The organism is Streptomyces sp. NA02950 (genome assembly GCF_013364155.1).
Classification (GTDB): domain Bacteria; phylum Actinomycetota; class Actinomycetes; order Streptomycetales; family Streptomycetaceae; genus Streptomyces.
The window spans coordinates 4,250,241-4,272,500 of sequence record NZ_CP054916.1; the positions used below are offsets into that span (position 1 = coordinate 4,250,241).

The 22,260-nt window shown below is 68.8% G+C and carries 19 protein-coding genes and 2 rRNA genes (1 of these 21 cut by a window edge); 13 read left to right on the forward strand and 8 right to left on the reverse strand.

The features are described 5' to 3' along the window. Nucleotides 1-47 precede the first annotated feature (47 nt). Genes pstC through pstB form a run of 3 tightly spaced genes read left to right on the forward strand, consistent with a single transcriptional unit; the run spans nucleotide 48 to nucleotide 2,916 of the window. Nucleotides 48-1,037: a phosphate ABC transporter permease subunit PstC gene (gene pstC / locus HUT19_RS18380; RefSeq protein ID WP_176181538.1), complete on the forward strand. Its 990-nt coding sequence runs from the start codon at nucleotides 48-50 to the stop codon at nucleotides 1,035-1,037. Then, nucleotides 1,034-2,113, forward strand: coding sequence for a phosphate ABC transporter permease PstA (gene pstA, locus HUT19_RS18385; RefSeq protein ID WP_176181539.1), 1,080 nt, complete (start codon nucleotides 1,034-1,036; stop codon nucleotides 2,111-2,113). The genes pstC and pstA overlap by 4 nt, the downstream gene beginning before the upstream one ends. 26 nt (nucleotides 2,114-2,139) lie before the next feature. Next, the gene (gene pstB / locus HUT19_RS18390; RefSeq protein ID WP_176181540.1) at nucleotides 2,140-2,916 is read left to right on the forward strand and encodes a phosphate ABC transporter ATP-binding protein PstB; all 777 of its coding nucleotides are present in this window, start codon (nucleotides 2,140-2,142) and stop codon (nucleotides 2,914-2,916) included. A gap of 226 nt (nucleotides 2,917-3,142) precedes the next feature. On the opposite strand, the gene HUT19_RS18395 is transcribed toward pstB, so the two are convergent. Both HUT19_RS18395 and HUT19_RS18400 read right to left on the reverse strand, forming a co-directional pair. Beyond that, complete coding sequence (locus tag HUT19_RS18395; protein ID WP_176181541.1) at nucleotides 3,143-4,141, reverse strand: inorganic phosphate transporter; 999 nt, start codon at nucleotides 4,139-4,141, stop codon at nucleotides 3,143-3,145. Nucleotides 4,142-4,149: 8 nt separating this feature from the next. Beyond that, nucleotides 4,150-4,770, reverse strand: a complete 621-nt coding sequence (locus HUT19_RS18400) for a DUF47 domain-containing protein (RefSeq protein ID WP_176181542.1) — start codon at nucleotides 4,768-4,770, stop codon at nucleotides 4,150-4,152. A gap of 192 nt (nucleotides 4,771-4,962) precedes the next feature. Here HUT19_RS18400 and HUT19_RS18405 point away from each other — a divergent pair, with 192 nt between their 5' ends. Next, nucleotides 4,963-5,367 carry a metal-sensitive transcriptional regulator gene (locus HUT19_RS18405; protein WP_176181543.1) on the forward strand — a complete coding sequence of 135 codons (405 nt, stop codon included), beginning with the start codon at nucleotides 4,963-4,965 and terminating at the stop codon, nucleotides 5,365-5,367. A gap of 133 nt (nucleotides 5,368-5,500) precedes the next feature. On the opposite strand, the gene HUT19_RS18410 is transcribed toward HUT19_RS18405, so the two are convergent. Together HUT19_RS18410 and HUT19_RS18415 are read right to left on the reverse strand one after the other, a co-directional pair. Next, on the reverse strand, nucleotides 5,501-5,788 hold the full coding sequence (locus HUT19_RS18410) for a hypothetical protein (protein ID WP_176178452.1): 288 nt from the start codon (nucleotides 5,786-5,788) through the stop codon (nucleotides 5,501-5,503). Nucleotides 5,789-5,951: 163 nt separating this feature from the next. Then, nucleotides 5,952-6,863, reverse strand: coding sequence for a hypothetical protein (locus tag HUT19_RS18415; protein ID WP_176181544.1), 912 nt, complete (start codon nucleotides 6,861-6,863; stop codon nucleotides 5,952-5,954). A 96-nt stretch (nucleotides 6,864-6,959) separates the two neighbouring features. Here HUT19_RS18415 and HUT19_RS18420 point away from each other — a divergent pair, with 96 nt between their 5' ends. Continuing rightward, nucleotides 6,960-7,178, forward strand: coding sequence for a hypothetical protein (locus HUT19_RS18420; protein WP_176178453.1), 219 nt, complete (start codon nucleotides 6,960-6,962; stop codon nucleotides 7,176-7,178). Nucleotides 7,179-7,381: 203 nt separating this feature from the next. Continuing rightward, entirely contained in the window at nucleotides 7,382-8,980 is a 1,599-nt protein-coding gene (locus HUT19_RS18425; protein ID WP_176181545.1) for an FAD-binding oxidoreductase, read from the forward strand. A 142-nt stretch (nucleotides 8,981-9,122) separates the two neighbouring features. Here the strand turns inward: HUT19_RS18425 and HUT19_RS18430 are convergent, their stop codons facing one another. Both HUT19_RS18430 and HUT19_RS18435 read right to left on the reverse strand, forming a co-directional pair. Continuing rightward, complete coding sequence (locus HUT19_RS18430; protein WP_176181546.1) at nucleotides 9,123-9,833, reverse strand: phosphatase PAP2 family protein; 711 nt, start codon at nucleotides 9,831-9,833, stop codon at nucleotides 9,123-9,125. Between the two features lie 249 nt (nucleotides 9,834-10,082). Then, complete coding sequence (locus HUT19_RS18435; protein WP_176181547.1) at nucleotides 10,083-11,105, reverse strand: bifunctional lytic transglycosylase/C40 family peptidase; 1,023 nt, start codon at nucleotides 11,103-11,105, stop codon at nucleotides 10,083-10,085. Nucleotides 11,106-11,297: 192 nt separating this feature from the next. On the opposite strand from HUT19_RS18435, the gene HUT19_RS18440 reads away from it, so the two are divergent. From HUT19_RS18440 to HUT19_RS18470, 7 genes are all read left to right on the forward strand, one after another. After that, on the forward strand, nucleotides 11,298-11,504 hold the full coding sequence (locus HUT19_RS18440; protein ID WP_176181548.1) for a DUF397 domain-containing protein: 207 nt from the start codon (nucleotides 11,298-11,300) through the stop codon (nucleotides 11,502-11,504). A 339-nt stretch (nucleotides 11,505-11,843) separates the two neighbouring features. After that, the gene (locus HUT19_RS18445) at nucleotides 11,844-12,152 is read left to right on the forward strand and encodes a hypothetical protein (RefSeq protein ID WP_009716148.1); all 309 of its coding nucleotides are present in this window, start codon (nucleotides 11,844-11,846) and stop codon (nucleotides 12,150-12,152) included. Nucleotides 12,153-12,540: 388 nt separating this feature from the next. Beyond that, nucleotides 12,541-13,434: a hypothetical protein gene (locus tag HUT19_RS18450; RefSeq protein ID WP_176181549.1), complete on the forward strand. Its 894-nt coding sequence runs from the start codon at nucleotides 12,541-12,543 to the stop codon at nucleotides 13,432-13,434. Beyond that, nucleotides 13,424-14,812, forward strand: coding sequence for a hypothetical protein (locus HUT19_RS18455; protein WP_176181550.1), 1,389 nt, complete (start codon nucleotides 13,424-13,426; stop codon nucleotides 14,810-14,812). The genes HUT19_RS18450 and HUT19_RS18455 overlap by 11 nt, the downstream gene beginning before the upstream one ends. After that, a complete protein-coding gene (locus HUT19_RS18460; protein WP_176181551.1) occupies nucleotides 14,809-16,374 on the forward strand; it encodes an SCO6880 family protein in 1,566 nt (521 codons plus the stop codon). The genes HUT19_RS18455 and HUT19_RS18460 overlap by 4 nt, the downstream gene beginning before the upstream one ends. Nucleotides 16,375-16,438: 64 nt before the next feature. After that, nucleotides 16,439-17,854, forward strand: coding sequence for an ATP-binding protein (locus tag HUT19_RS18465; RefSeq protein ID WP_176181552.1), 1,416 nt, complete (start codon nucleotides 16,439-16,441; stop codon nucleotides 17,852-17,854). A 1-nt stretch (nucleotide 17,855) separates the two neighbouring features. Then, nucleotides 17,856-19,634, forward strand: coding sequence for a hypothetical protein (locus HUT19_RS18470; RefSeq protein ID WP_176181553.1), 1,779 nt, complete (start codon nucleotides 17,856-17,858; stop codon nucleotides 19,632-19,634). A gap of 111 nt (nucleotides 19,635-19,745) precedes the next feature. On the opposite strand, the gene rrf is transcribed toward HUT19_RS18470, so the two are convergent. Continuing rightward, a 5S ribosomal RNA gene (gene rrf / locus HUT19_RS18475) occupies nucleotides 19,746-19,862 on the reverse strand. Between the two features lie 71 nt (nucleotides 19,863-19,933). Further along, nucleotides 19,934-22,260 (reverse strand): 23S ribosomal RNA (locus HUT19_RS18480); it runs 797 nt beyond the window's last position.

Consider the following 22,260-nt stretch of genomic DNA (forward strand, 5'->3'; position numbering starts at 1 on the left):
CCGCACGCAGGAGCCGGTCCCGATCGGCTCCGCAGACCGGAGAACCCATGAAAACGGACATAGAACCCACACACACGCCCGCCGGGGCACCACCCCGGATCAAGGCCCGTTCCACGGGCCGCGCCGGTGACAAGATCTTCCTCGGGCTCTCCCGGGGATCCGGTATCGCCCTGCTGGTGATCATGGCGGCCATCGCGGCCTTCCTCTCCTACCGCGCCGCCATCGCGATCTCCAAGGACGAGGCGAACTTCCTCACCGCCTTCGAGTGGAGCACCGGCACCGAGCCGATGCGGTTCGGCATCGCCGTCCTCGCCTACGGCACGGTCATCAGCTCGATCATCGCGATGGTCATCGCGGTCCCGGTCGCGGTCGGCATCGCGCTGTTCATCTCGCACTACGCCCCGCGCCGGCTGGCCACCCCGGTGGCGTACGTCATCGACCTGCTCGCCGCCGTCCCCAGCATCGTCTACGGCCTGTGGGGCGCGCTCTTCCTGGTCCCGCATCTGACCGGCCTGTACACCTGGCTCGACGAGTACCTGGGCTGGACCGGGATCTTCGCCTACCAGGGCGGCGCCGCGCGCTCCCTGTTCACCGTCGGCATCCTGCTGGCGATCATGATCCTGCCGATCGTCACCAGTGTGAGCCGCGAGGTGTTCCGGCAGGTCCCGAAGATGCACGAGGAAGCCGCGCTGGCGCTCGGCGCCACCCGCTGGGAAGTCATCCGGATGGCAGTCCTCCCCTTCGGTCGCTCCGGCATCATCAGCGCCTCCATGCTGGGCCTCGGCCGTGCGCTGGGCGAGACCATGGCGGTCGCCACCGTGCTGTCCCCCAGCTACCTGATCAACGCCAGCCTGCTGGACCCGGGCGGCGGCACCTTCGCCCAGAACATCGCCAGCCACTTCAAGGAGGCGAACGACAACGGTCGTGACGCGCTGATCGCCTCCGGTCTGGTGCTGTTCGTCATCACCCTGCTGGTGAACGGGGCCGCGCGGATGATCATCGCCCGGCGCAAGGAGTACTCGGGGGCCGCGGCATGAGCAACGCGACGATCACCAAGAACGAGACGGGCGGCTCCCCGGCGGGCACCTCGTCCCTCCGGCAGGCCCGGCTGCCCCGCTGGGCACCGCCGGTCCTGGTCGTGGTCTCGGCCGCGGCGGGCGCGGGCATCGGCACCGCCGCCGGACTCGGCAACACCCTCCAGTGGGGCCTGATCGCGGCCGTGCTGTTCATCCTCGGCAGCTACGGCCTCGCCGCCGTGGTCGAAGGCGGCCGCCAGGCCAAGGACCGGCTGGCCACCAGCCTGGTCTGGGTCTGCTTCGTGCTCGCCGTCGTCCCCCTGGTCTCGCTGATCTGGGAGACCGTCGACCGCGGCAAGACCGTGCTCGACGGCTACTTCCTGAACCACTCCATGGAGGGTGTGCAGACGATCCTGCCCGGCGGTGGCGCGTACCACGCGATCATCGGCACCCTGGAGCAGGTCGGCATCGCCACCCTCATCGCCGCCCCGATCGGTCTGCTGACCGCCATCTACCTGGTGGAGTACGGCCGCGGGCGGCTGGCGAAGGCCGTGACGTTCTTCGTCGACGTCATGACCGGCATCCCCTCGATCGTCGCCGGTCTGTTCATCCTCAGCTTCTGGATCATCATTCTGGGCTTCAGCTACTCCGGCTTCGCCGGCGCGATGGCCCTGGCCATCCTGATGATGCCGGTGGTCGTCCGCTCGACCGAGGAGATGCTCAAGCTCGTCCCGAACGAGCTGCGCGAGGCTTCGCTCGCGCTCGGCGTACCCAAGTGGCGGACCATCCTCAAGGTGGTGCTGCCCACCGCCGTCGGCGGGATCACCACGGGTGTGATGCTCGCGGTCGCCCGTATCGCGGGTGAGTCCGCGCCCATCGTGCTGCTGGTCTTCGGCGCCGCCGGGATCAACAACGACCCGTTCGACGGCGCCCAGTCCTCGCTGCCCTACTACATCTACGAGCAGTGGCAGCTCGGCAACGAGGCGTCCTTCAACCGGGCCTGGGCCGCGGCACTCGTGCTCATCGCCTTCGTCATGATCCTGAACCTGGTCGCCCGCGGTATCGCCCGCTGGAAGGCCCCGAAGACCGGCCGCTGAGGCCACGAAGAAGAGAAGTGATTCACATGGCCAAGCGCATCGACGTCAGCGGCCTGACCGCCTATTACGGCAGCCACAAGGCCATCGAGGACATCTCGATGACCGTCGAGCCCCGCTCGGTGACCGCCTTCATCGGCCCCTCCGGCTGCGGCAAGTCGACCTTCCTGCGCACCCTGAACCGGATGCACGAGGTCACCCTCGGCGGCCGGGTCGAGGGCAAGGTGATGCTCGACGACGAGAACCTCTACGGCTCCGGTGTCGACCCGGTCTCCGTGCGGCGCACCGTCGGCATGGTCTTCCAGCGTCCGAACCCGTTCCCGACGATGTCCATCTTCGAGAACGTCGCGGCGGGGCTGAAGCTGAACGGCTCGTACCGGAAGAGCGAGCTGGCGGGCATCGTCGAGAAGTCCCTCAGGGGCGCCAACCTCTGGAACGAGGTCAAGGACCGGCTGAACAAGCCGGGCGCCGGACTCTCCGGCGGTCAGCAGCAGCGGCTGTGCATCGCGCGCGCCATCGCGGTCGAGCCCGATGTGCTGCTGATGGACGAGCCCTGCTCCGCGCTGGACCCGATCTCCACCCTCGCCATCGAGGACCTGATCGGCGAGCTCAAGGAGCGCTTCACGATCGTCATCGTGACGCACAACATGCAGCAGGCGGCGCGGGTCTCGGACCGCACGGCCTTCTTCAACCTGGCCGGTGTCGGCCAGCCCGGCAAGCTCATCGAGATCGACGAGACCGAGCGGATCTTCTCCAACCCGTCGGTCCAGGCGACCGAGGACTACATCTCGGGCCGCTTCGGCTGACCCACGGCCCCTCGCGATCCGGCGAGGAGGAGGCGTCCTGCGGTGCTGCATGGCGGTGCCACCGCACGACGAAAGGCCCGCCCCTGGCTCCCGGGGGCGGGCCTTCCTATATATATGTGCCGCTATGCGGTCATATGCCGCGGTACGGCGGCGCCGATGGCCCTTCGCATGGCGAAGCCCGCGGGCCGTAGGTGTACGACGCCCGCGGGCCGCGAAGGGATGGCCGTCAGCCGAAGGCCAGGTTCACGATCCAGTAGCTGCCCGCCGCCACACCGGCGGCCGCGGGCATGGTGATGAACCAACCGAGGATGATGTTCTTTGCGACGCCCCAGCGCACCGCGCTGACCCGCTTGGTCGCACCCACGCCCATGATCGCCGAGGTGATCACATGGGTGGTGGAGATGGGCGCCTGGAACATGAACGACGCGGAGTACATGACGGACGCCGCGGTGGTCTCGGCCGCGAATCCCTGCGGCGGGTCCAGCTCGATGATCCGGCGGCCCAGCGTGCGCATGATGCGCCAGCCGCCCGCGTAGGTACCCAGCGAGAGCATCGCGGCGCAGGCGATCTTCACCCACACCGGAATCGGATCGCCCTCGTCCTCGACACCGGCGATGACCAGGGCCATCACCACCACACCCATGGTCTTCTGGGCGTCCTGGAGACCGTGGCCCAGCGCCATGCCCGCCGCCGAGACGGTCTGCGCTATCCGGAAGCCGCGCTTGGCCTTGTGCGGGTTGGACTTGCGGAACATCCAGAGGATGATCACCATCACGAAGTAGCCCAGCACCAGGCCGACGATCGGCGAGATCACCATCGGGATGACGATCTTCTCCAGCACACCGTCCCAGTGGACCGTGCTGGCACCGGCGAGCGCCGCGCCCACCAGTCCGCCGAACAAGGCGTGCGAGGACGAGGACGGCAACCCGAAGTACCAGGTCACCATGTTCCAGGTGATCGCGCCCACCAGTCCGGCGAACAGGATCATCATCCCCTGTTTGCCCGTCGGGGTGGCGATCAGCCCCTCACTGACGGTCTTGGCGACCCCGCTGCCCAGGAAGGCACCGGCGAGGTTCATCACCGCGGCCATCGCCAGGGCCGCCCGCGGGGTCAGTGCCCGGGTGGAGACCGAGGTCGCGATGGCGTTCGCGGAGTCGTGGAAGCCGTTGGTATAGGTGAAGAAGAGCGCGACCGCGATGGTCACGACAAGCGCGAAGGTGTCCATGCCGGGGCTCAGGACTCCTTGACGGCGATGGTCTCGACCGTATTGGCCACATGCTCGAAGGCGTCGGCCGCCTCCTCCAGCACATCCACGATCTGCTTGAGCTTGAGCACCTCCATGGCGTCGTACTTGCCGTTGAAGAGGTGGGCCAGCAGCCTGCGGTGGATCTGGTCCGCCTGGTTCTCCAGCCGGTTGACCTCGATCCAGTACTCGGTGAGGTTCGTCATGGTGCGCAGATTCGGCATCGCCTCGGCGGTCAGCTCGGCCGCCCGCGCCAGCACCTCGATCTGCTGCTCCACGCCCTTGGGCAGCTCCTCGACCTGGTAGAGAACGACCAGGTCGACGGCCTCCTCCATGAAGTCCATGATGTCGTCGAGGGACGAGGCCAGGGAGTAGATGTCCTCGCGGTCGAAAGGCGTGATGAAGGAGGAGTTCAGCTGATGGAAGATCGCGTGGGTGGCGTCGTCTCCCGCGTGCTCCGCGGCCCTCATCCGCTCGGCGATCTCGGCACGAGCGGAGGAGTCCGCCCCGAGCAGTTCCATCAGGAGCTTGGAGCCGGTGACGATGTTGTCCGCGGATGCGGCGAACATGTCGTAGAAGCTCGTCTCCCTGGGGGTCAGACGAAAGCGCACTGGGGATCCTCGGGATGCAGCGGATGGGGACTCGACGATGCTAGGCGCATCTTCCGGCCACGGTAACCGGAGCTCCCAGTGTCGCCCATCAGGGAGAGTGCTCTTCACAGGGGCCTGGTTCGGCCGGAAAACCCGGTACCATATACCCAGTGGGGGTATATGCGGACATAGAGTGAACAACGGGAGGACGCCATGACGACCACGGCAGCCGACACCGGTCCACCCCTCGAGGGCGGGGCCGGGGAAGAGGCGTCCGACCAGGCGGTGGGAGGGGCTTCCGAGAGCCACGGCGGCCATGGGTACGCCAAGCAGAAGGACCAGCACCTCAAGCGGCTGCGCCGGATCGAGGGCCAGGTCAGAGGCTTGCAGCGGATGGTCGAAGAGGACGTCTACTGCATCGACATACTCACCCAGGTCTCCGCGGGCACCAAGGCGCTCCAGTCCTTCGCCCTCCAGCTGCTCGAGGAGCATCTGCGCCACTGCGTCGCCAGCGCGGCCGTGGAGAGCGCCGCCCAGGGCGAGACCGAGGTCGGGAGCGAGGTCGACGCCAAGGTGGCCGAGGCCACAGCGGCCATCGCCCGGCTGCTGCGGACCTGACCGGGCCGACCAGCACCGCCGGTCCCACCAGGTGTTTCGTGGAAGCCCGGACCACCCGCCGGGCCGGTGCGGGCCGCACCGCACCCCCGCCGGGCGGAGCGCTCCGCGCCCGCCGGCGAGGCGGTGACATCTCTCACCCGGCGTCCGGGACCTCGGCTTCCGGACCCTGGTCAGCACCCGGATCCCGGTCGGCGCCCCTGTCACTCCGGGGGCGGTCGGCCTTGGCGCGGCCGGGCGCGGCCCGGTCAGGCTTGGCCCGGTCAGGCTTGGCGCGCTCGGCTTTGGCGCGCTCGGCCGAATTTGATCGGTCGGCCTCCACCCGGAGAACCTCGTCGATACGGTCCGTACTGAGCCTGTCCTCGTCCGCGCTCGACGCAGCGATCATCAAATCACCGTAGAGATCGATCTCGACGAGGGCCACGGGGTCCGGGCCCGACGAGCCGCGACGCGCAACCACGTGTTTCACCTCCTCCTGCGAGCACCTGCGAGCACTTTCGAGCAGCGGCTTCCCAGCGTAGGGATCGGTACACACTCCGCGCATGGCACGGATGGGCCATTTCGAAGGGCAGAGCGGGCCCCTCCGACTACATCTGAGGTGATCCGACCTTCCCTGTGTAGATATCCGCGGGCTTGGGCAGCTCGACCCGGGCCGGCACTCCGAAATCGAACAGCTCGGTCGTGGAGGACACCCCCACCGCGCGACCGGCGCCGCCCTGCGGCTGAGCGGCTTCCCGCCCACTGGCCTGGGTACCCACCGTGAAGCGATGGCGCACCTCACGCAGCCGTCCGAACCCGTCGAGATACGCGTCGAAGGGGACCGTGCCCTCGTCGAACCCCTTGGCCGCGGCGGTCAGCGCACCGCGCACCCCCGCCGACGCCACCCGCGCGGCGCGGCCGATGTCGGTGGTGCCGCGGTAGTGGCGCACCAGGGCCCCGTCGAGCCCCTCCTCGCCCACCAGGCTCGCTTCCCGCACCCCGCGCAGCAGTTCGGCGGCGGCCAGCGGGTCCGTCGCGCCTCCGGTGACCAGATTTCCGTCCGGAATGTCGGTGGTGTCCACCCGTACCCATTTGTCGCTGGGGATGCCCGCACCCCGATTGCGCATGAAGAGCGCTCCGGAGGCGAGGAGTTCGGTGATCGGCGCATGCTCGGCGGCCCCCATCGCGTCGCGCGGCAGCAGCAGCCGCAGCCGCCCCAGCCGCTTCTCGAAGTCGTACGACCCGGAGCCCCGGATGGACACACGGGTGCCGCCCGTGGCCGTCTCCATGGTCGTACGGACCCGTGAACTGCCCTCGCGCACCAGGACGTCCGCCGCCCGGTGCAGCACCGCGACCGGGGCCTCGGCCGGGCCGACCCCCCCGGGGCGCTCATCGGCCGCCGTCTCGGAGGAACAGCCGCTGACCGTCGCCAGGAGCGCGGCCAGCAGACCGCCCGCCACGACTCCGGCGACCGCTCTCACCCGTCTCCGTACGCCGGGTCCGCGCTGCTGGAACTCCATCGACCGCCGACCCCCTGGCCACGCTCGTCCATGCTTGGTACTTGCTCGTTTAACGATTCGGGCGGGCGGCTCGTCACGGCCCGGTAGCGTGGTCATGTGCTCGACTCAGGTGACTCCGGCCCCGGCGCCAACGACGGCGGCCCGGACGACACAGGCGCGGACGGCCCCCTCACTTCCACCGTGGAGCGGGGTTCCTTCTGCGTCGCCCGCTGCACCTGCGGCTGGTCAGGCCCCGCGCGTCGCGCCCGGGGCCTGGCGCGCGACGACGCGACCGCGCATACGACGGCCCGTCACACCCCGCCGAACCCGCGCTGACGGCGGCGTCGCCGGTCTCCCCCGCGGCCGTCCGTCCCACCGGCCGCCCCGTGATGTCCGGTTGACGGCCGAACCGGCGAACTCCCGCTGGGACAAACGGAACCGCCGCGCCCGGTCACCCCTCTGACCAAGAGACCGGGCCCGCTGAGCGGCAGGGCCCGATCGAGGGTTGGGCACAGGGTCGACAGGGAGGGGACACCGCCATGAACCGGCGGACACTGCTGGCAGCGGGCACCGGACTCACGGCCACGGCCGGCTGGGCCACCGCGTGCAGCAACGATTCGGGGCGGGCCGCCTCCTCCCACTCCGCGTCCGGGTCGGACGCCCGCTCGGCCGCCGCCTCCGGCCGCCCCGGCGCCCTCGCCGGAAAACCGCGGGCCGCGGACTGGAGCGCGCTGGGCAGGGGCCTCCAGGGCGATCTGGTCCGCCCCGGCGACTCCGACTACACCTCGGCCCGGCGGCTCTACAACACCCGGTTCGACCATCTGCGCCCGGCCGGTGTCGCCTATACGGAGAACACCGCGGACATCGCCTCCTGTCTGGCCTTCGCCCGGCGCCACGGCACCCCGGTGGCCATCCGCAACGGCGGCCACAGCTACGCCGGATGGTCCAGCGGCGACGGCCGCCTCGTCATCGACGTCTCCGCGCTGCGCTCGATCCGCTCCACCGCGGGCGAGGCCCGGATCGGCGGCGGCGCCAAGCTCATCGACATCTACACCACGCTCGGCGCGCGCGGTGTCACCGTCCCCGGCGGCTCCTGCCCCACGGTGGGGATATCCGGTCTGACGCTGGGCGGCGGCCACGGTGTGGTGTCCCGGGCGTACGGACTGACCTCGGACAACCTCATCGGCGCGCAGATCGTCACCGCGGACGGCAAGACCCTGGACGTCTCCAAGGACCGCGAGGCCGATCTGTTCTGGGCCCTGCGCGGCGCGGGGAACGGCAACTTCGGCGTGGTCACCGAACTCCGCTTCCGTACCCACAAGACACACGACGGCGTCACCGCCTATATGTCATGGCCATGGCCGAAGGCGGCGAAGGTGCTGAGCGCCTGGCAGAAGTGGGGCCCGGACCAGCCGGACGAGATCTGGTCCTCACTGCATCTGTCCGCGGTCCCCGGCCGCACCCCCACCGTCTCCGTCAGCTGCTTCTCCCTGGGCACCTACGGCGATCTCCAGAACGCCGTGGACCGGCTCGCCGACGGACCGGGCGGCCCCGGCCCCGCCACCCGGGTGACCCTGCGCCGCCGCGGTTACGTCGACGCGATGCGGATGTACGCGGGCTGCGGCGACACCTCGACCACCAGTTGCCATCTGCCGGGCGGCCAGCCGGGCCACAGCACCTCCGGGGTGCTCCGGCGCGAGACCTACGCGGCGCGCTCGGACTTCTACGACCGCTCGCTGAGTGCGGCGGGCGTCCGCGCCATGCTCGACCAGGTCGAACGGTTCGGGCGGCGCACCAGCGGGGGCGGCTCGGTCAGCATCGCGCTCACCGCGCTGGGCGGTGCGGTGAACCGCGTATCGGCCCGGAGCAGCGCGTTCGTCCACCGCCGCTCGCGGTTCCTCGCGCAGTACACCGGCTCCTGGGCGGCGGGCGGCTCGGGCGACGCGCAGAACTCCTGGCTGGCGGGCGCGCACTCGGCGATGCGGCGCTACGCCTCGGGGGCGGCGTACCAGAACTACACCGACGCGTCCCTGAAGGACTGGCGCGCGGCGTACTACGGGCCCGCCGCGGACCGGCTGACCCGGCTGAAGAAGCGTTACGACCCGGACCGTCTTTTCGACTTCCCGCAGGCGCTGTAGGCGCTGAAGGAGCTGGAGGCGCTGGAGGCGCTGGAGCGCCCGTACACCGAAGGCCCGGCGGTTGTTCCGCCGAGCCTTCGGTGTGTGCGTTCCGTGCCGGGGTTCGGTGTACGGGTCCGGTGTACGGACAGGGGAGCCGGTGCTAGGCCGCGAGGTCCTTGCTGCCGCGCCCGCCGCCCGGCGCCCGGTGCTCGGGCACCTCCGGCGGCCCCTCCCCGGCCGCGGCTCCGACGGCGCCGCCGCCCCGTACCAGCCAGCCCGCGCGGGAGCCCGCGATGGCGGTCGTCAGCGGAGTGAGCAGCATCATCGCCAGCGGCGCCAGCAGCAGCGTGACCGCCGTGCCCAGCGCGAACCCGCCGATCACGTCCGTGGGGTAGTGCACACCCATGTAGACCCGGCAGAAGCCTTCGAGCAGGGCCAGCGCTATGGCCCCCACCCCGAAGGCGCGGTGGGCCATGAAGACGCCGACGGCGACGGCCATGGTCAGCGTCGCGTGATCGCTGACGAAGGAGTAGTCGGTCTTGCCCGCGACCAGGACGTCGAGCCCCTGATGGTCCTTGAAGGGACGCGGCCGCTGGACGATGCCGCGGATGGGGATGTTGGCCATCAGCGCGAGCCCGGCCGCCAGCGGCGCCCATATCAGCCCCGCGACGGCGGACGGCGCCTCCTGCGGGCGCTTGCGCACGCTCCACCAGGCGCCGAGGGCCACCAGGACGAGCCCGATGACGATCCCGAACTCGCCGACGAACTCCATGACGCGGTCGGACCAGTGGGGGGCGTCCTTGGCGAGCCCGTTGATGTCGTAGAGCAGGCTGACATCGGGGTTCGACCCGTCCAGTGCGAGTCCAGCCATGTGCCGTGGCCCCTTATCTCTTGCCTGTCGCTACATGCCGCTGACGGCCCCCGTGGTGTGACGACCGGTGGCCGTCGAGACCGGTGCCGGTAAACCGACCGCCCGTCCACGCCGGACCACGCTGATCCCATCGAAAAAATCGATCCACTCCAGGAAACGCCCTCTTTCCGCCGGGCGTTCCGTTCTCAACCCAACGATCACCGGGACGTTATCGAAGGGTGACCCATCGTCGCAGCTCAGGGGGAATCTTTACGCGGAGTTCGCCCGTGGCAATGCTTTTGCGCCATCTTGCGTCACCCGCGTCGCACCGATGTAATCGGGGGTGTCGATCTTGTCGAACCTGATCACCGCGCCGGTGTAAGGAGCGTTGATCATATATCCGCCGCCCACGTACATCCCCACGTGGTGGATCGACCTCGGGTCGTCGAGATCGTAGGCGAAGAAGACCAGGTCCCCGGGGATCAGCTCGTTCCGCTTGGGGTGCGGCCCGGCGTTCCACTGGTCATTGGCGACGCGCGGGAGCTCGATCCCGACGGACTTGTACGCCGCTTTGGTGAGCCCGGAGCAGTCGAACCGGCCGCCCTGCTCGGGCGTACCGTTCCCGCCCCACAGATACGGCTTGCCGAGCTGCTTCTGCGCGAAGTAGATCGCCCCGGCCGACTGCCGCGAGGGCCGCACCCGCTGGACGGGCGCCTCGAAGCTCTTGGCGAGGGTGGTGATCGTCTTCACGTAGTTCCGCGTCTCGCGGTACGGCGGCACCCCGCCGTGCTTGATCACGGCATAGGCACCGGCGTTGTACGAGGCCAGCATGTTGTGCGTGGCGTTGCCCGGTACGTCCTTCACGTACTCGGCGAGCGAGCAGTCGTAGGCGGCCGCCGACGCGATCGCGTCCTTCGGGTCCCAGATGTCCCGGTCGCCGTCCTTGTCGCCGTCCACCCCGTGGGCTGCCCAGGTGGAGGGGATGAACTGCGCTATCCCCCTGGCGTCGGCCGGGCTCTGCGCCTTCGCGTTCCACCCGCTCTCCTGGTAGAGCTGCGCGGCCAGCAGCGCGGGGTTGATGGCGGGGCAGGAGTTCCCCCACTTCTGGACGAGCCCCTGGTACGCGGCCGGGACGGCGCCCTTGGCGAGCCCGACGGCCCTGCCGCTGCCGCCGGTCAGATCCGCGGCGACCATATAGGTGCCGACGACCAGCAGACCGACGAACGAGAACGAAACCCCGAGACCGACACTGACACCCAGCCAGACCTTCCGCACCCGGCCATCCTCCCCCATCCACCCGTGGTACGAACGCGTTTCCGCACGCACGGCGAAATCCAGCCGCTTCCCAGCCGAAACCTTACGGCGGCCCCATGGCACGCGCCCCCCCATGCCTCGCCGCTCCCGCCTCGGCCACCTCCCACCGGGCCCTGGAACGCGTAGAGTCCGGCGCATCCGAGCGCCCGAACCACACCGGGGGAAGCAGAGATGACACAGCTCCACTGGCAGCGGGCCCCGGACGGCGACGGCGAGCCGGGCGCGGTCCACCTCGAGGTGGCCGTGGGCCCGGACGGCCGGATCCATCTGCGGGAGAGCGACGCCCCGCAGGCCGTCGTCGTCACCACCCCGGCCAAGTGGGAGGCGTTCGTCAAAGGGGTCAAGGCGGGCGAGTTCGACGACTTCACCGAGGAGTGACGGCGGGTGACGAACCGTCGGGCCGACTCCGGACGGGTGGGCCGGGGGTACCGAACGGCCTGCCCGACCGGCGTGTCGGCGGACGCAGCACTGGGCCCCATGGCGGTCACTGATCGTTGCCCGGCGCCCAGGTGCGTGATACACAGAGTAACCATAGGGCCCTGTTGTGACGCGCCTCGCCCACCGGCCGGGCCGCCGTGGTCCACAACACGTGCGAGATCCGCCAAGAAATGCCGCCAAGTCGACATGCGGAAGCGGAATCGTCAGCGAAGATAGAGACCGACCCACGCTGTGACGGCGAGCCAGATACAACTACCCATAAGGGGCGGTGAGTTCAAAATGTTCCTAGCGGCCGAAAAGGGCGACATCAACACCATCATCGGCGGAATCGCCCCAGACTGGGGCCCCTTCGGGAGCCTGGGCAGCGAGGCCCGCGTCATGATCGAGGTCGTGATGGCCGTCGCGCTCCTGCTCTGCTTCGGCATCGCGATCTGGGGTGCGGCCAAGCAGCGGATCGGTGCGACGGCGCTGCGCGACACCTTCAGCGCCGAGCAGGGCAAGGGACTGATCGTCGCGGGCCTGACCGGTGTGTTCATCATCGGCTCACTGGGCACCCTCTTCACGATCGTATACGGCATGGCCATCTAGCCCCGCCCCGGAGCGGCGGATGCGCCGGGCAGGGGAGCGCGGAACCGGCGGACGCGCCGGAGCACGGAGCGCGCTCCGCCCTTCGAGCCCCGGAGCCGTCCCCCCGCACACGGCGTACGCCCCCGTCCCGAGCCTCCGCCCCCGATCCCCTCTACCGGCCCCACTCCCGTTAGCCGAGGCTGCCCCCTGATGCCCGTTCTGATGCCCGCCCCGCCCGCTGAGGTCGTGTCAGGTTGATGTTCACTCACACCACCGCGCCCGAGCGTCAGTCCGCGCCGTTACCGTCGTATACGGGTGGCGGAAGAGCGACCATGGCTGACGCGGCCGGTACGGGCGGCCCAAGCGGCCCGGTCTGCAGGCTTGGCACGGTTGAAGGGGCGTACGCACGATGAGCATCGGCGGCGACGACGGATACGGCGGAGACTACGACGGCCACGACACGGGCCGCGCCCGCGGCGCGGCCTCCGGCGGCCACCTGACACGCACCCGCCTGCCCGAAGGCGACGGCGACCCCTACGGCCCGCCCCGCCGCGGCACCGGCCGCACGGGCAAGCCCAGCCGCAATCTGATCACCGTGGTCGGCGTCGTTGTCCTCCTCCTCGCGGCCATCGCCTTCGTCAACCGCGGCGGCGGCAAGGACGGCGACTCCGACAGTGGTGGTGGCGGCGGTGGTACCGGCGCCGAGAGCCAGCCCACCGCCCCGACCGGCCAGCGCCCGGTCGAGGGCAAGAACAGCGTGACCGGCATCGCGTCCGGCTTCCCCAAGACCGCACAGGGCGCGCAGAGCGCGGGGGCGAACTATGCGGTGGCGCTGACGTCGGCGGACATGCTGAAGCAGGACCTGCGGCATGAGCTGGTGCCGCAGATCTTCACACGCTCGGCGGCGGGATTGCTCCAGGCCAAGCTGGACAAGGCCTACTCGGCGGACTCACTGGAGAAGATCGGTCTGGATGCGGAGGGGAAAGCGCCCGACGGGATGACATACATCTCGCGCACCGCCCCCATCGGTACCAAGGTCAGCAAGTTCGCACGCACCGCCGCGACGGTCGAGGTCTGGTGCACCGGGGTGTTCGGCACAGCCGGTGAGGGTTCGAAGACCCCGGTCACCAACGACTGGTTCACCATGACGCTGAAGCTGCGATGGGTGGGTGGCGACTGGAAGGCGGAGAGCTTCTCCCAGAAGAACGGTCCCGCCCCCATCAACAGTGACCGTACCGCGTCCAGCGCCGATGAGATCGCCAAGGCAGTCGAGCAGTACGGAGGGTTCACCTATGCCCGCTAGCCCGCGCCGCCGCGCTCTCACGCTCACGGGCGTCCTGGCAGCTGTTCAGATGACTGCCGTGCTGGTGGCCACCCGCGCGGCCGCCGCTCCCTCCCCCACCCCCACGCCGAGTCCGTCGGGCAGCACGCAGGACGACTGTGAGCTCCTGCTCGGGCAGGTCCGGGAAAACTGTGAAAAGGGCGGCGGTGGTGGCGGCTCCAACGGCCCCCCCGACCCCTCCAACCCCCTGGACCCGGCCGCCTCCCTCGCCCGCGGCTGCGCCGACGCCGCCGCCTGGCTCGTCGGCAAGCTCTCCAAGCTGGTCAACGAGACCGCCACTGTCGACTTCACCAACGAGGCCTTCCTCCGCCAGTACGCCGTCGTCTTCGCCGCCTCGACCGTCCTCACCCTCATCCTCTGGCTCCTCGCCGTCGCCAAGCGCGCCATCCGCGGCGTCCCGCTCGGCGAGGCACTCTCCGAAGCCATAGGTTTCCTCTGGCTGACGGTCCTGGCCTCCGCCTTCACCCCGCTCATCCTCTATACGGTCGTCACCGCGACCGACGCCGTCACCGAAGCCATCGCCTCCGGCACCGGTGCGGACAACGACGCCTTCTTCGGCTCGTTCTCCGAAGCCCTCAAGAAGGACGAGGACATCGGCGGCGGCCCCATCATGCTCATCGTCGTGTCCCTCGTGACGATCCTCGCCGCCGGCGTCCTCTGCCTGGAGCTGGTCATCCGCGCCGCCCTGCTCTACGTCGGCGCGCTGCTCGGCACCGCCGTCTACTCCGGCCTGGTCGACAAGAACATGTGGGGCCATGTCCGCCGCTGGGCCGGAATCATGATCGCCGTGATCCTCGTCAAGCCGGTGGTCGTGACGGTCCTCGCCCTCGCCGGGGCGCTTTCCACCTCCGGTGACGAGCCCGACGCCTTCTCGGCCGTCGTCTCCGGGCTCTCCATCATCATCCTCGCCATCTTCGCCAGCGCGATGATCTACCGATTCGTGCCCGGCTTCGGCGACGAGATCGTCAAGGCCCGCAGCGCCAGCGCCGACCCGGCCTCCCGCCAGGCCGCCGCCATCATCAGCTCCCCCGCCGCCCTGGTGAAGCAGGGCATCAACACCCACAGCGCCCGCGGCGGAGGCGACGGCGGAGGCGGCGGAGGCGGCTCGGCGCAGGCCAAGCCCGCCAACCCCGTCTCCGGCGGCGTGGCCGCCCACAGCACCCGCTCCGGCGGAGGCGGAGGCGGAGCCGGTGGCAGCGGCAGCGGCAGCCCCGGCGGCAGCGGAGGCGGCGGAGCCTCCTCCGCCAGCCGCACCGGCCACCCCGGCGGCAACCGCGGCAGCGCCCCCCGCACCCCGAACCGCAGCTCCGGCAACACCACGGGAGGTGACCGGCGGTGACGCTCGACGCCCAGACCCATCCCGTCCACGCGACCCGACGCACCTATCTGATCGGCCGCGCCCGCCCCAACGCGATCGTCGGCAAGAACCGCGAGACCGGCGAGATCGCCCTGATCATCGGGGGCGCGTTCATCGGCATGATGTGCGGGCTGCTGGTGCCGGTGCTCAGCCTGCGCATCGTCGCCCTGGTCGGCTTCCCCACGCTCGCCCTCGCCGCCGTGTACGTGCCGTACAACGGCCGTACCTTCTACCGGTGGTTCGAGATCAACCGTTCCTACAAGCGCTCCGTCCGCAAGGGCACCACCGCCTACCGCTCCTCCGCCGCCGAGGCCGGCACCCGGCTCGACGGCCGTGAGGTCGAGGTCGGCCCGCCCCCCGGCATCGGCCGGATCAGCTGGCTGGCCGCCCCCTTCGGCCCCGACGAGATCGCCGTGCTGCTGCACGCCGACCGCCGCACCGTCACCGCCGCCATCGAGATCGAGGGCCCCGGCGTCGGCCTGCGCGACAGCGAGGACCAGGAGGCCCTCGTCGACCGGTTCGGCACCCTGCTCAAGCATGTGGCCAACGGCGACGGCTTCGTGACGCGGCTCCAGATGCTGGCCCGCACCCTCCCCGCCGACCCCGACGCCCACGCCAAGGACGTCGAGCGCCGCGGCGACCGCGCGGCGCCCCACTGGCTCAAGGACTCCTACGACCAGCTCCAGTCCATGGTCTCGACCTCCTCCGAGCAGCACCGCGCCTATCTCGTCGCCTGTATGCACTACACCCGCGACCTGGCCGCCGAAGCCCAGGCCATCGCCCGCGCCGCCCGCCACAGCTCCGGCGGCCGCCGCCTGGACAAGGACGCGGGCCTGGCCGTTGTCATGGCCCGTGAGCTCACCGACATCTGCGCCCGGCTCGCCGAGGCCGACATCCGCGTCCGCCAGCCCCTCGGACAGGGCCGGCTGGCCTCGCTCGTCCACTCCATGTACGACCCGGACCACCCCATCGACCACATCCAGGCCATGACCAAGCGGAACGCCTGGCCCGCCGAGCTGGACGCGATGGAGCCCACCTACCTCCAGGCCAAGACGCGCGAGTCCAGCACCCGCGACCCCTGGTGCCACGCCACCGCGTGGGTGAAGGAGTGGCCCATGACGCCCGTCGGGGTCAACTTCCTCGCCCCGCTCCTCGTCCACACCCCCGACGTCATCCGTACGGTCGCGGTCTGTATGGACCTGGAGCCCACCGAGATCGCCATCGAGCGGATGCTGACCGAGAAGACCAACGACGAGGCCGAGGCGAGCCGCGCCGCGAAGATGAACCGCACCGTCGACCCCCGCGACATCGCCGCACACGGCCGGCTGGACCAGCGCGGCGAGGACCTCGCCAGCGGCGCCGCGGGCGTCAACCTCGTCGGCTACATCACCGTCTCCTCCCGCTCACCGGAGGCACTCGCGCGTGACAAGCGGACCATCCGGGCCTCGGCGGGGAAGAGCTATCTCAAGCTGGAGTGGTGCGACCGTGAGCACCACCGGGCTTTTGTGAACACGCTGCCGTTCGCGACCGGCATCCGCCGATAGAGCCGACAGAGCCGGTAGAGCAGATAGAGACGACTGGGACGACAGGGACGATAGGGGCTCCGCCGTGGCCGATCCGATGAGCGCTCTCACCGAAGCGTTCACCAGCTTTCTGTTCGGAAAGGTGGAGACGACACGGCTGCCCGTCCGCACCTCCACCGGACAGGCACAGGCCGTCTATCTCCCCACCGCTGCACCCGGCCTCGGTGACTCCGGCGTCATCATCGGGCGTGAGGTGTACTCCGGGAAGGGCTATATCTACGACCCCTTCCAGCTCTACGGACAGCAGCTGCCCGCCCCGCACTGGCTGGTGCTCGGCGAATCCGGAAACGGCAAGTCGGCCCTGGAGAAGACCTACGTCCTGCGCCAGCTGCGCTTCCGCGACCGCCAGGTGGTGGTGCTGGACGCACAGGGCGAGGACGGCGTGGGCGAGTGGAACCTCATCGCCCAGGAGCTCGGCATAACGCCCATCCGGCTCGACCCCATGGCGGCCCTGGACGGTGGAATCCGCCTCAACCCCCTGGACCCGTCCATCACCACCACCGGTCAGCTCGCCCTGCTCCGCACCATCATCGAGGTCGCGATGGGCCACGGCCTCGACGAGCGCTCCGGGTTCGCCCTGAAGGTCGCGCACGCGTACGTCAACGAGACCATCGTCGACCGTCAGCCGGTGCTCACCGACATCGTCGAGCAGCTGCGGCACCCCGAGGCGGAGTCCGCCGAGGCGATGAACGTCGACATAGACGATGTACGGGCCTGGGGCCTGGACGTCGCCCTCGTACTGGACCGGCTGGTCGACGGTGACCTCCGCGGCATGTTCGACGGACCGACCACGGCCGGAATCGACCTCGACGCACCCCTCATCGTCTTCGACCTCTCCCATATCGACCGCAATTCGATCGCGATGCCGATCCTCATGGCGATCGTGGGCGTCTGGCTGGAGCACACCTGGATCCGGCCGGACCGCAAGAAGCGCATCTTCCTGGTCGAAGAGGCGTGGCACATCATCAACTCGCCCTTCGTCGCCCAGCTCTTCCAGCGGCTGCTGAAGTTCGGCCGACGGCTCGGTCTGTCCTTCGTCGCCGTGGTCCACCACCTCTCCGACGTGGTCGACGGCGCCGCAGCGCGGGAAGCCGCGGCGATCCTCAAGATGGCGTCCACCCGGACCATCTACGCCCAGAAGGCGGACGAGGCCCGGGCGACCGGACGGGTGCTGGGCCTGCCGCGCTGGGCGGTCGAGATCATTCCGACACTCTCGCCCGGGATCGCGGTCTGGGACGTCAACGGCAACGTACAGGTCGTCAAACACCTGATCACCGAGGCGGAGCGGCCTCTCGTCTACACCGACCGGGCCATGACGGAGGATGCGCTGACCGTCCAGATGGCGGCCGAAGCGGAGGCCGAGGAACGGGCCGCCGCGGCGGTTGAGGCGGCGGAGGCTGAGGCATACGGCGGACCGTCGTACGGATCCACGGTGGCATGACATGACAGCGGGGCTGAACCGCGGCGGACCCGCGGAACACGGGAGACCTCAGCGCCCGGAGCGCGGCATTCCGGACGGTCTGCTGGTCGGCATCATGGCGTTCCTGCTGGGCCTGACCTGTCTGGTGTGGTCGGCGACCGGCCTGGCCGCCCTTTTCGCCCACGGCTCCTGGCCGGACGGCCTGGCCTTCCCGCGTACGCCCCTGGCGCTGCGCCACCTGGTCGAGGAGCCGCACAACCTCGCGGCGGCATGGCCCGACACCCCGAAAGCGCAGCTGTCGGGGTACGGGCTCTTCTGGGGCATCTTCATCAGCGAGCTGATGGTGCTGATCGTGCTGACGGTCTTCACCGTCGGCACGGTGACCCGCTACCGCGCGGTCCGCGCCAGACGCCGCGCCGAGGCGGTACAGGCGGCCCAGGCCAGAGCGGAAGCGAAGGCGGCCGCAGAGGCGAGGGCGGCCGAGGCGACGCAACGGGGGAGGGTGAGCGGCCCGCCCGAGCCGTCCCCACCCGCGCACGGTCCGGGCAGGGCGTACGAGTCGGCCGGGTCCGGCCCAGCGGCCGCCGGCCCCGGCAGCCCGCACGACGGGACAGCGGCCTCGCCCGTACCGCCCGCGGGCCTCCCGACGGTCCCGGGCCCCGTCAGTCCCCAGCCGCCAGGCGTGGTCCCCGCGACTGCCCCCCACACCGGCCCCGCAGCCTCCGCGCCCGTCGCCGGGCAGCGAGCGACCCCGTGGGAGGCTCCCACCACCGACGGCGATGCGCCGGAGCCCCCGGCGACAGCACAGCCGCTGCCGACGCCCCGGCTCGGCCCCGCGGCGGCCACCGCCCTCCCCGACGGGGAGCTGACCCGGTCCCGCGTGCTCTTCGGCGCGCAGCGCGGTACGTCGGCCGCCCAGGCCGTCCTGGAGGCCGTCGGTCCGGTCCTGGTGGTCACCAGCGACGCCACGCTCTGGTCTTCGACCAAGGACGCGCGGGCCAAGTTGGGCCCCGCCCACGTCTTCGATCCGTCCCATCTTCTCGACACCCCCGCCCGGTTGCGCTGGAACCCCGCGGCGGACTGCGGGTCCCGTGACATCGCGGTCGCGCGCGCCGCGGCGCTCCTCGCGCCCGTACGCCCCGCGCACGCGATGGACAGGCCCATGGCGGAGGCCGCGGAGACGCTGCTCCGCTGCTGGCTGCACGCCGCGGCGGTGGACGGCCGCCCCTTCCGCCATGTCCACCGCTGGGCACAGGGCAACTCCGCCCACGAGCCCGTACGGATCCTGCGGACGAACCCCAAGGCGGCAGGCGGTACGGCGGGGGAGCTGGAGGCCACGCTCACTGCCCATCCCGAACGGCGCGACCTGGCCCAGGAACTGACGTCCCGTGCGCTCGGCGCGCTGTCCTCGATCCACATCCGGGACGCCTGCAATCCGGGACGTGCCGATTCGCTCGCGCTGGAGTCATTCGTGGGCGAAGGGGGAACTCTCTATGTGATGGGCGCATCCATCGAGGATCCGCGGACCCATCCGGGTGCGATGCCCTTGTTGACCGCACTCGCCTCGCACGTGGTCGAGCACGGCCGGCGCATGGCCGAACGGTCATCCTCCGGTCGGCTCGACCCACCACTCACCCTCGTGCTAGACGACGTCGCCGCCGTGGCACCGCTCCCGGCGCTGCCCGATCTGCTGGACCAGGGGGCGGCGCAGGGCCTGCCCACGCTGGCGCTGATGCGCTCTCAGGAACAGGCGCGGGCACGCTGGCCGCACCACTCCCTGGCGGGCCAGGAGCGGGCCTGACAAGCAACAAGCAGCAAGGTTGGAGGGGCATGCGGCTGTGGGTTTCCAGACCCAGAACGCAAAAATGCCTCGGTCCCGGACACATGGTGTCCGGGACCGAGGCTAAAGATTGTTCGGCGGCGTCCTACTCTCCCACAGGGTCCCCCCTGCAGTACCATCGGCGCTGAAAGGCTTAGCTTCCGGGTTCGGAATGTAACCGGGCGTTTCCCTAACGCAATGACCACCGAAACACTATAAAGTTGAACCGGACATGGACACGGTTCGTTACTTCAGAACCAACACAGTGGACGCGAGCAACTGAGGACAAGCCCTCGGCCTATTAGTACCAGTCAACTCCACCGGTCACCCGGCTTCCATATCTGGCCTATCAACCCAGTCGTCTACTGGGAGCCTTAACCCATCAAGTGGGTGGGAGCCCTCATCTCGAAGCAGGCTTCCCGCTTAGATGCTTTCAGCGGTTATCCCTCCCGAACGTAGCCAACCAGCCATGCCCTTGGCAGGACAACTGGCACACCAGAGGTTCGTCCGTCCCGGTCCTCTCGTACTAGGGACAGCCCTTCTCAAGACTCCTACGCGCACAGCGGATAGGGACCGAACTGTCTCACGACGTTCTAAACCCAGCTCGCGTACCGCTTTAATGGGCGAACAGCCCAACCCTTGGGACCGACTCCAGCCCCAGGATGCGACGAGCCGACATCGAGGTGCCAAACCATCCCGTCGATATGGACTCTTGGGGAAGATCAGCCTGTTATCCCCGGGGTACCTTTTATCCGTTGAGCGACGGCGCTTCCACAAGCCACCGCCGGATCACTAGTCCCGACTTTCGTCCCTGCTCGACCCGTCAGTCTCACAGTCAAGCTCCCTTGTGCACTTACACTCAACACCTGATTGCCAACCAGGCTGAGGGAACCTTTGGGCGCCTCCGTTACCCTTTAGGAGGCAACCGCCCCAGTTAAACTACCCACCAGACACTGTCCCTGATCCGGATCACGGACCCAGGTTAGACATCCAGCACGACCAGAGTGGTATTTCAACAATGACTCCCCCTGAACTGGCGTCCAGAGTTCACAGTCTCCCACCTATCCTACACAAGCCGAACCGAACACCAATATCAAGCTGTAGTAAAGGTCCCGGGGTCTTTCCGTCCTGCTGCGCGAAACGAGCATCTTTACTCGTAATGCAATTTCACCGGGCCTATGGTTGAGACAGTCGAGAAGTCGTTACGCCATTCGTGCAGGTCGGAACTTACCCGACAAGGAATTTCGCTACCTTAGGATGGTTATAGTTACCACCGCCGTTTACTGGCGCTTAAGTTCTCAGCTTCGCCCCACCGAAATGGAGCTAACCGGTCCCCTTAACGTTCCAGCACCGGGCAGGCGTCAGTCCGTATACATCGCCTTACGGCTTCGCACGGACCTGTGTTTTTAGTAAACAGTCGCTTCTCGCTGGTCTCTGCGGCCACCACCAGCTCACACTGCAAGAGTGATCACCAGCAATGGCCCCCCTTCTCCCGAAGTTACGGGGGCATTTTGCCGAGTTCCTTAACCATAGTTCACCCGAACGCCTCGGTATTCTCTACCTGACCACCTGAGTCGGTTTAGGGTACGGGCCGCCATGAAACTCGCTAGAGGCTTTTCTCGACAGCATAGGATCATCCACTTCACCACAATCGGCTCGGCATCAGGTCTCAGCCTTAACGTGCGACGGATTTACCTACCACACGGCCTACACCCTTACCCCGGGACAACCACCGCCCGGGCTGGACTACCTTCCTGCGTCACCCCATCACTTACCTACTACCACCTTGGACCGGCGGCTCCACCACTCCCCCTCACTCCGAAGAGATCAGGGGCGGCTTCACGGCCTTAGCATCAGAGGATTCGATATTGGGCGCTTCAAAGCGGGTACCGGAATATCAACCGGTTGTCCATCGACTACGCCTGTCGGCCTCGCCTTAGGTCCCGACTTACCCTGGGCAGATCAGCTTGACCCAGGAACCCTTAGTCAATCGGCGCACACGTTTCCCACGTGTGTATCGCTACTCATGCCTGCATTCTCACTCGTGAACCATCCACAACTCGCTTACACGGCTGCTTCACCCGGCACACGACGCTCCCCTACCCAACCCAGCCCCCGTTAGGGGTTAATGCTGGATTGACACAACTTCGGCGGTACGCTTGAGCCCCGCTACATTGTCGGCGCGGAATCACTTGACCAGTGAGCTATTACGCACTCTTTCAAGGATGGCTGCTTCTAAGCCAACCTCCTGGTTGTCTCTGCGACTCCACATCCTTTCCCACTTAGCGTACGCTTAGGGGCCTTAGTCGATGCTCTGGGCTGTTTCCCTCTCGACCATGGAGCTTATCCCCCACAGTCTCACTGCCGCGCTCTCACTTACCGGCATTCGGAGTTTGGCTAAGGTCAGTAACCCGGTAGGGCCCATCGCCTATCCAGTGCTCTACCTCCGGCAAGAAACACACGACGCTGCACCTAAATGCATTTCGGGGAGAACCAGCTATCACGGAGTTTGATTGGCCTTTCACCCCTAACCACAGGTCATCCCCCAGGTTTTCAACCCTGGTGGGTTCGGTCCTCCACGAAGTCTTACCTCCGCTTCAACCTGCCC

Bases quoted from the DNA above. Each gene is read 5' to 3' on its own strand.
- HUT19_RS18405 (WP_176181543.1), top strand. From the start codon at position 4,963: ATGACGACCACGGCAGCCGACACCGGTCCACCCCTCGAGGGCGGGGCC.
- HUT19_RS18395 (WP_176181541.1), bottom strand. From the start codon at position 4,141: ATGGACACCTTCGCGCTTGTCGTGACCATCGCGGTCGCGCTCTTCTTC.
- HUT19_RS18430 (WP_176181546.1), bottom strand. From the start codon at position 9,833: ATGGCTGGACTCGCACTGGACGGGTCGAACCCCGATGTCAGCCTGCTC.
- HUT19_RS18455 (WP_176181550.1), top strand. From the start codon at position 13,424: ATGCCCGCTAGCCCGCGCCGCCGCGCTCTCACGCTCACGGGCGTCCTG.
- pstB (WP_176181540.1), top strand. From the start codon at position 2,140: ATGGCCAAGCGCATCGACGTCAGCGGCCTGACCGCCTATTACGGCAGC.
- pstC (WP_176181538.1), top strand. From the start codon at position 48: ATGAAAACGGACATAGAACCCACACACACGCCCGCCGGGGCACCACCC.
- HUT19_RS18450 (WP_176181549.1), top strand. From the start codon at position 12,541: ATGAGCATCGGCGGCGACGACGGATACGGCGGAGACTACGACGGCCAC.
- HUT19_RS18470 (WP_176181553.1), top strand. From the start codon at position 17,856: ATGACAGCGGGGCTGAACCGCGGCGGACCCGCGGAACACGGGAGACCT.
- HUT19_RS18435 (WP_176181547.1), bottom strand. From the start codon at position 11,105: ATGGGGGAGGATGGCCGGGTGCGGAAGGTCTGGCTGGGTGTCAGTGTC.
- HUT19_RS18425 (WP_176181545.1), top strand. From the start codon at position 7,382: ATGAACCGGCGGACACTGCTGGCAGCGGGCACCGGACTCACGGCCACG.
- HUT19_RS18415 (WP_176181544.1), bottom strand. From the start codon at position 6,863: ATGGAGTTCCAGCAGCGCGGACCCGGCGTACGGAGACGGGTGAGAGCG.
- HUT19_RS18440 (WP_176181548.1), top strand. From the start codon at position 11,298: ATGACACAGCTCCACTGGCAGCGGGCCCCGGACGGCGACGGCGAGCCG.
- pstA (WP_176181539.1), top strand. From the start codon at position 1,034: ATGAGCAACGCGACGATCACCAAGAACGAGACGGGCGGCTCCCCGGCG.
- HUT19_RS18445 (WP_009716148.1), top strand. From the start codon at position 11,844: ATGTTCCTAGCGGCCGAAAAGGGCGACATCAACACCATCATCGGCGGA.